The organism is Clostridium sp. HV4-5-A1G (genome assembly GCF_900184915.1).
Classification (GTDB): Bacteria; Bacillota; Clostridia; order Clostridiales; family Clostridiaceae; genus Clostridium_B; species Clostridium_B aromativorans.
This window is the reverse complement of the sequence record NZ_FXYI02000020.1, coordinates 21732-30017: the sequence shown is the minus strand read 5'-3', so window position 1 is coordinate 30017 and position 8286 is coordinate 21732. Positions and strand designations below refer to the sequence as shown.

6 protein-coding genes, 1 pseudogene and 1 CRISPR repeat array are annotated in these 8286 nt (G+C 31.8%); of the genes and pseudogenes, 2 read left to right on the top strand and 5 right to left on the bottom strand.

From position 1 onward, the window contains the following. Nucleotides 1-380: hypothetical protein (locus J5G60_RS04045; protein WP_207708010.1), on the top strand; the 380-nt coding region annotated here is incomplete at its 5' end. Between the two features lie 197 nt (nucleotides 381-577). Here the strand turns inward: J5G60_RS04045 and J5G60_RS04040 are convergent. Then, complete coding sequence (locus J5G60_RS04040) at nucleotides 578-931, bottom strand: winged helix-turn-helix transcriptional regulator (RefSeq protein WP_150357943.1); 354 nt, start codon at nucleotides 929-931, stop codon at nucleotides 578-580. Between the two features lie 153 nt (nucleotides 932-1084). Between J5G60_RS04040 and J5G60_RS04035 the strand changes: the two genes are divergently transcribed. Beyond that, entirely contained in the window at nucleotides 1085-1444 is a 360-nt protein-coding gene (locus J5G60_RS04035) for a cupin domain-containing protein (protein WP_150357942.1), read from the top strand. 667 nt (nucleotides 1445-2111) lie between these two features. Here J5G60_RS04035 and J5G60_RS04030 read toward each other — a convergent pair. The 4 genes and pseudogenes from J5G60_RS04030 to cas3 form a co-directional block, all read right to left on the bottom strand. After that, entirely contained in the window at nucleotides 2112-3842 is a 1731-nt protein-coding gene (locus tag J5G60_RS04030) for a cell wall-binding repeat-containing protein (protein WP_190972233.1), read from the bottom strand. 87 nt (nucleotides 3843-3929) lie between these two features. Further along, nucleotides 3930-4259, bottom strand: coding sequence for a hypothetical protein (locus J5G60_RS04025; protein WP_150357940.1), 330 nt, complete (start codon nucleotides 4257-4259; stop codon nucleotides 3930-3932). 414 nt (nucleotides 4260-4673) lie between these two features. Then, a CRISPR array of direct repeats spans nucleotides 4674-5293; the repeat unit is 30 nt; unit sequence ATTTAAATACATCTCATGTTAAGGTTCAAC. 49 nt (nucleotides 5294-5342) lie between these two features. Next, nucleotides 5343-5672, bottom strand: a pseudogene (locus J5G60_RS04020) (Dna2/Cas4 domain-containing protein); the annotation flags it as partial. A gap of 17 nt (nucleotides 5673-5689) precedes the next feature. Further along, nucleotides 5690-8275: a CRISPR-associated helicase Cas3' gene (gene cas3, locus J5G60_RS04015; protein ID WP_150357939.1), complete on the bottom strand. Its 2586-nt coding sequence runs from the start codon at nucleotides 8273-8275 to the stop codon at nucleotides 5690-5692. Between the last annotated feature and the right edge of the window lie 11 nt (nucleotides 8276-8286).

The window sequence follows — 8286 nt, the reverse complement described above, 5'->3', positions numbered from 1 at the left end:
ATGTTAATTATTTTCTTAATATAGATTTTTCAAATAATAGTAAAGAGAAAATTATCAGTGATATAATAAATCCATCTGAATTTACTAAAAATAACAGTGAAGAAGCATTCAAAATTTGGAGAGACATTGCATTGTCCGAGTGTTTGGAATATCTTAATTTTCAAATGGATAGTGTAAGATTTGATTTTAACCCCGGTAAAAAAACAATAGCTGTATTTAATGACTTGCTTGATAATTTTTCGGTTTCACAAATTTATGGAATAATTTATAAAGCTATAACTAACGCCACTAAATTTTGTCAAGAAAGTGATATTTCAAAAAACAGGCAGCAAATTCAGTTATTGGTGGTTGTCAAAGATATGTGGAGAAAGCATTGCTAAATAAATGGGATTTAACAAAATATCATAAACTGAAAGATCTTCCTCAAACAATAATTAGTGAATTCTTTTTCAATAGAATAGTGAAGATAGGAAGTTTAGGATTTGATATGCCACCTATGATGCTCTAATTCAAAAAAAATAAAGCCCCGTTTCTGGGGCAATAATTATTTCTATGTTTAAATTTTATGTCAATAAACCTATAGCATATATTTTTTGCCCCAGATGCATAATTCAGTTAATATATTTTCTAATGATCTTCCCCTATCAGTAGGTATGTATTCCACTTTAGGCGGAATTGTTGTATAGGGGATTCTTTCAATAAGGTTATCCATCTCGAGTTTTTTTAATTCCTGTGATAATATTTTATGGCTTATATTTGGAATAGACTTTTTTAATTGCCCATACCTTATTGGTTGTCTCTTTAATATATACCATAATATTATTGCTCTCCACTTACTGCCAATAACGGTCATAGAAAATCCTAGAGAACATTTGAAGTCTTTTTGTCTTTTTTCCTGATCTTTAAATTCTTCAATTTTAGTTTTATCCATTTTTTTATTCTTCTTTCTAAATAGTAAGTATATGATAAAAAAGTGCGTACTTGTACATACTGTCTAATAAAATTATAATTTACTTCGTAACAATACCTTATATATATTATAACTTATAAAATGCTTTATAAAAAGTTTAAAGGGGATGTTTTAATGGATAAAGTCAACGTTTATGAAAAATTAAATCTTTTTAATGAATACTGGAGTCCCAAAATTCTAGGCGAAATTAACGATTCCTATGTGAAGGTTGCTAAATTTAAGGGTGAGTTTTTATGGCATACTCATGAAAACGAAGATGAAATGTTTTATGTTCTAAAAGGATCATTGATTATTAAGTTTAAGGATAAGGATGTTACTTTAAATGAAGGAGAATTTCTCATTATTCCCAGAGGAAATGAACATATGCCTGTTGCTAAAGAAGAGGTTCATGTAATGCTAATTGAAGCAAAAACCACATTAAATACTGGAGACGTAAAAAATGAAAGAACAGTTGAGGAACTTGATAGAATTTAATGCAATCAATTTTCGTTTTATGACCTAAAAGAGTTGCCCCAGACCCAATTAATGGTCTGGGGCTAAAACTATTACGTTGGCTGTGCCGTATTAGTCGCCTCTTGCGCAGAAGCCGCAATACTCTGCATATCAGCAACCTTCTTTTTTAATTCTTCATTCTCTTGTTATAATTTTGTTTGGTACTATGTCAAGAAAAAGCACAAATTAAAATAGGAAAATTCTAAATAAGCCTATAAACTTTAACTTGCAATTGATTCATTAAATTTTGCAGTCTTTCTATATACTTTTTCAAACTTGTTTGATGACATATAATTGCAGTGGCTGTGAATCCTTACAGTATTATAATTTGAAAGTGTCTAAGCTATAATTTTTTGTGAGTATAAATCCATAATACTTGCAAGGTATACAAAACCTGCATTAGTCCAAAGATTGTAATATCTGTACACCATACTGCATTTGGTGCAATAGGGTTAAACTGCCCATTTAAAATGTTTTCCAGCTTACTGCTGAAATCAGAATTCTTTGTAGTAATAGTAAGGCTTTACATATTGAGCCTTAATTCCAAACTAAGGGGTTCTAATCCGATTATTTGTATAAATACTATAATCCACACTACCACCCCATGTTTTAATACATTTATTATATGTATATAAACTTGCATTATACCTTAGTCTGCTAACTTATCCATGACTTCTTTCGGGAATACCCCCGTACCGCCCAATACATATGCATTTTTAAATCCACTAGATTTAATATAATCCTTCAAATCCCCCATATTAGAGCTGCCTGATACATCTGCGAGAAGTATTGGCGAATCTTTGCTAGCAGATAACACACTTCCTGTTATGGCATCTGGAAAATCTAATCCATTTACTACAGTGAAAACAGCATTTCCAAAGTCAAAAGCCTTTGCAATTGCTAAAAAAGTACCATATCTATCTTTACCAGCTATTCTTGGAGTATTTTCATCAGATAGACCGGTAAGTTGCTTAACCTCGTTTCTAACATTTTCACTTACAGAGCCAGTGCCGCCAACAAAATAAATCTTTTCTGGCTTCTTATCCCCTATATATTTTTTAATATAATCTGCCAGTTTATCTTGTTTAGTTATCATTATAGGATATCCATTTTCTGCTGCAACAGGCGATATTGACAGTGCATCTGGGTAGTTATCCTCATTTGCTATAACTATTGGTGTCCCAACAGCAGGTTGTATTGTATCAACTATCTTACTTGCAGTTTCCTCTCTATTAGTACCAGCTAATCTTATGATATTATACCTATAACTAAACCTGTCCAGAAATTCCTGAGAAATTACACCATCACCACCAAGTACATATAAATTTCCGTCTGAATTAAGACACCTAGTTATATACTTAGTTATCTCCACCAAATCTTCCTCACTGTCTCCCAAAAGCAGTATCGGTGCATCTAGCTTCTTCGCTAAAGTTGCACCAGCAAGACTGTCTGGAAAATTCTTACCGCTGGCAACTATTATATTATCTACACTATTTGTTCCAGAGTATTCCTCTGCAATACTTACAGCTGTTTTATACCTATTATCACCTGCTAATCTGGTAAAGTTTATTGTACCGCCGACTGGCACATCTCCACTTTCCCCTGTATCTGAATTGCCACCTGGCGTACTATCTTCATAAGGACTATACACTGGATATTCCCCTTCTCCTGCAATACTTCCTGGTATAAATCCTTCCTCTGATGAATCTGGGTAGTTGTCTTTTGTAGGTTTTCTACTATGTGATAGTAGAGGATTCAATTCATCATCAGAGTTATATATCATAAACCTCAAATACGGAAGCTCACCAGTGTCTGACTCATAGACAAACGAGCGGTTGCTAAATCCTTCAGCTACTTCTCCATCGACAAAAATTGCATATGAAACAACTCTCACACACTGCACATCACTGTTATGCTGAAGAAAATCTACATAAGTTGCATACATCCTTCGTACCTCATAGTACGTATCATAAACCTTTCCATTTGCAGTAAATTTATATCTATAAACTTTACCATCAAGGTTTAACTTTGACACATCTATAAACTTGTGCCTAACACTGGCAATTATATTATCTGAATAACTATCTGTATATTGCCAATTAACCTTATCGGTCAATAAATCACTGTCATCAGGCACCTCGATATAATTTGTTGGTTCAGTTCCAAGACCTGGTAATACGTTATCTGGCTCTGTTATGTCCGATGTTATCCATCCTGTGTTTGTCTTTTTAGGTGCTATCTGCGCATCAACATCTCCATTTGAAAGAGTAAATGCCTTCACAGTATTTCCACCTAGCATAAAACCATCTCCAGCACCAAACAGCATACTCCATAATATTCCAACCGACAGTAACATACTCATAATTTTTTTCCTATTCATTATAATCTCCCCCATCTATTTTTATCATCACGCTGAAACAAACTTGCCTATGTTGGATATTAAGCGTCTGTTTATAAATATATCTATTTAATCATCTGATGTCAAACTATCTATGTAATTATCTATATACTTAGAGCATTCTTCCTCTGTTGTATATCCCAAATCCAACAGTACACTATGATGCCCATACAGAAGTACACAATCTCCAACGTAATCTTTAATACACAGACTTCCCTTATAATCCTTCTCATATAGTTCTTTACATCGCTGATGAGCATCCTTTAGTGTTGTATTGTCATACCACCATTTAAGCAATAGGCTTACTCGACTATCTCCATTGTGCAGGGCAAACCCTACGCAAGTATTAAACTCTTCTGATGTCATCTTAATAAACTTATTTCTCCGATTGCCATTCACAACAAATCCTTTACTTGATACTAGAAGTTTAGATTATTATTCTGCCAAGTAATACTATACAGCTTTGATTACTTTCCATCCATAACACACTCATTAATTCTGGTTTACTTTATTCTACTAGTATGCTTAAATGCAATGGGTTACTATTTTTTGATGGTATGCCAACCAGTTATGGATTACTAATATTTCTTAGCTAATTATTTTAGTACATTATTCCGACTTGATTTTCTTTCCATTTACAACAAAACCTTACTAGATTATATAATATTACTAACGATATCCCCACAACTGAAACTACAGTACAATTCATATTCAATTTTGATGCTATAACTGTGACAAATACTACTACAGTTATCCTAAACAAGGGTCGTATAAATGGATTGGTAATCCCGGATTTTCTGTACTATCAATTATTATTTAATACATCTCATGTTAAGGTTCAACGGAGGAATACCCCGTACCAGAACAAGAACTTCTTTAATTTAAATACATCTCATGTTAAGGTTCAACAGTTCTAACGCTGGAACAGGGTCAGGTCCAACTTCATTTAAATGCATCTCATGTTAAGGTTCAACCCTCCCCTGCTGTCTATTACCGCAATGACCTCTTTGATTTAAATACATCTCATGTTAAGGTTCAACAACAAAGCCAGCTAATAATTAACCTTCCAATATAAGATTTAAATACATCTCATGTTAAGGTTCAACCCAGATCCTAATATGAAAACTGTGTATGTTGAAGTATTTAAATACATCTCATGTTAAGGTTCAACCTAATTCACTAGCAGAATAGCCAGATAAAGTCACATTTAAATACATCTCATGTTAAGGTTCAACTGGCTCTATCCTTATTAGCATTAATTGTAGCAACTTATTTAAATACATCTCATGTTAAGGTTCAACGAATTTGAATGAACTTAACAAACTGGCAAAAAAACTATTTAAATACATCTCATGTTAAGGTTCAACATAAATGAGGTGTATAAATATGGAAGGAATAATAAAATTTAAATACATCTCATGTTAAGGTTCAACGAAAACCTAAATGCCTTAAAAAAGCAAGATTTTCAAATTTAAATACATCCTTATTTTTTTCCTGAAATTCAATTTTTCCCTCTCTATTAATTCCCTTGCTTTTCAACAAGCTGAGATAGAACAACACCTGCCATTTCACAGCTTCTATATCTGCATCAGATTTTTTTATCTCTACCAGATAATCTTTTGTGATTTTATCTATTTTCACATTGTCTATGGATATTTCCGAATTCTTTTTTCCTTCGGATTTTAATTCATGAATTATCTTTCCTATGTGAACATCCTCACTATTGTCCTCCATATTGATTCTGCTTCCATGAAGCCAGCACTGCCTCTTGCAGTGAAAATAATAATTTATGAGCGTACCGTTTATTTTCATGCTGAATCACCCCGTAATTATATAAACAAATTTGCCTCATCAGGAGTTTGTCCAATGAATATCTCCTGGTTGAACTTGCCGTCTTTTATATATTTTTCACCATCTGAAATGTAATATATATCTCCAAGCATATCACTGTATTCCTGCGGCATTTCTTTAACTCTATATATAAAATAATTCAACCTGGAATTTACCTGGGACAATTTAACTTTCTTCTCGGCATAATCCATCTTATTGTCCATTATAAGGGATTTATATTCTTCCCAGATTTGATTTCCATCAAGTACATTATTCTTTTCATCTTTTATTTTCCTTGATAAAAATATAGTATATTTATGTTGATTATTTTCATCTATCAGCTGCATATTCTCTTTTATTTTTCTAAAATTAACATCCTTCAAGGTTTTAATAAAAGCACCATATCCATTGTCATTCAATTCTCTCTTAACTTCCTCGATTTTAGCTATAACTTTTTCATAATACTTCTCAAAATCTTTTTCTTTCAACAACTCCTGGATCTCCCTGCTGGCCAGCGTAAGTCCTTCCTCTTTTCTCACATCTCTTTTATATATAATTTTGCAATCATCCATTTTAAAGAATTTTACCCTGCCAATATTCAGACATGACCTGTTTATTCTTCCCATAAACTGCTCTTCTGCATCTAAAATAGATATGTTTTTATACCCAATATCCATATCTATATCAACTCCGGCTTCAATAATCTGGGTAGCTATTATAATTATTTTCTTATTTTTTTCTTTTGCCTTTTTTATGACCCTGTTTCTGTCTGCTTTATTATCATCAGAAGTAATTATTACAACTTCATGTTTACAATTTTGAGGAAATTTTTTATTAGACTTTATATAATCAAAAAATCTATCTGCCCTTTTTTTGAATATGAATTCAAGCAATATCTTGTCATTGCTTTTACTTTCATACTCTATATCTTTCAACAGGTTTTCAAATTCCTCATCTTCATCCTCTCTCAGATCAATCATTTCAAACTTTACCCTGTCTTTGAAAAATGGATTTTTAAAATAATGATCTCTGTTCTTTATCAAATACACAAAATTGCCCACATCACTGTCTACAAGTTTATTCAGCCGCGGTAGTGTAGCAGACATTATTATGATTTTAATATTTAATATTTCCGAATACACACTTAAAAAATTTATTACTTCTTTCCATATGGAATTTTTATAACTCTGTATCTCATCTAGAATTATCACTGAATTGCACAAGTTCACAAGTGGAAATACCTCTTCCCTGCTTGTACCAAAAAAGGAATCAAACAGCTTTACGTGGGTAGTTATGACAAAAGGATAATTTATGAAGATCCTGTTTATAAAAGACTTATTATAGTCAACCTTTTTCCCGGTATTTAAATCAATTATCTCACTGCAGTCTTCATCTACATCCTTTATTTTTATAGGCGTTATTGAGTTTATTACTGCCAAGTTTTCCTTTATCATGCTGTCATTATTAAATATCTTCATCAATTCATTTTCTGTCTGTTCCACCAGTGTATTGAAGGGAAAAATATAGAATAATTTATTTATGTTTTTATTTGATCTCAGCATCAATTTAGCAAGATTTACAGAAGTTATAGTCTTGCCTCCGCCAGTAGGTGCTTCAAGATAATATATATTTTTATCCTGGTTATCCATATAATTTTTTTCGCTCTCAATAGTTATTTCAGACCTGAGCTGGTTTATACTTGTATATTTCCCATCCTTCACGGGATTTTTTCTATAATCTTCTATACTTTTAAAAGTACTATAACTGTCTACATCCTCGCCAAACTTCCTTTTTAAGCCATTATCTATTATTCCAAGATCATTGATTTTCTCACCATTCATGAACTCAGAAGTGGCGTAATAATCCGCTGCTGTAAGGATGGAAAACAGTAATTTTGAATAGATGTATATAACAAAATCAAGTTTATCATCTGATAATAAGCAGTCCTTCATGTATTTACTGCAATTCTCAAAAGAATTTTGAATTACTTTTTGATCCAATGTATCCATATTTAAATTAGGATAGTAGATCTCCTTTTTATGACTTCTTGAAAACGACTTTAGTTTTTCCTTATACTCCCCCATACTGTCTAAAAATCCATGATGTTTTGATATTATGTAGGAATTTAAATACATGAAATATTTCAAATAAAATTTATCATGTCTTTTATTTATATTTTCTATTTTCTTATAAAAATAGCTTACATACATATAAGCTCCAAGCGGAGAATGATTTTTCTCAACAGCTTTATTGTTCTTATACTCTTTATTCAACATTACATTATATTGAAATGCTGGATTTATCTTTCCCATATCATGCATGTATATGGTATTTGCAAACATTTCCTTCCACAAATGAACTGTGTCTTCACTTCTATTTTTCAATATACTCCGCTCAAGATTATAAAATACATTATCCAAGTTCTTCTCAGAGCATATAAATTTAAAATAATGATAGGTTGATTTCACATGCTTCATAAATTTTTCTTTGTTGTTTTCATCATTTCTGTCCCTGTGTGCATACATATTATCCACATTGTGTATAAAATCTTTAATATTAAAAAGCTTTATATCATCAAAATACACTACACTCACCC

Bases quoted from the DNA above. Each gene is read 5' to 3' on its own strand.
- J5G60_RS04040 (WP_150357943.1), bottom strand. From the start codon at position 931: ATGGATAAAACTAAAATTGAAGAATTTAAAGATCAGGAAAAAAGACAA.
- J5G60_RS04035 (WP_150357942.1), top strand. From the start codon at position 1,085: ATGGATAAAGTCAACGTTTATGAAAAATTAAATCTTTTTAATGAATAC.
- J5G60_RS04030 (WP_190972233.1), bottom strand. From the start codon at position 3,842: ATGAATAGGAAAAAAATTATGAGTATGTTACTGTCGGTTGGAATATTA.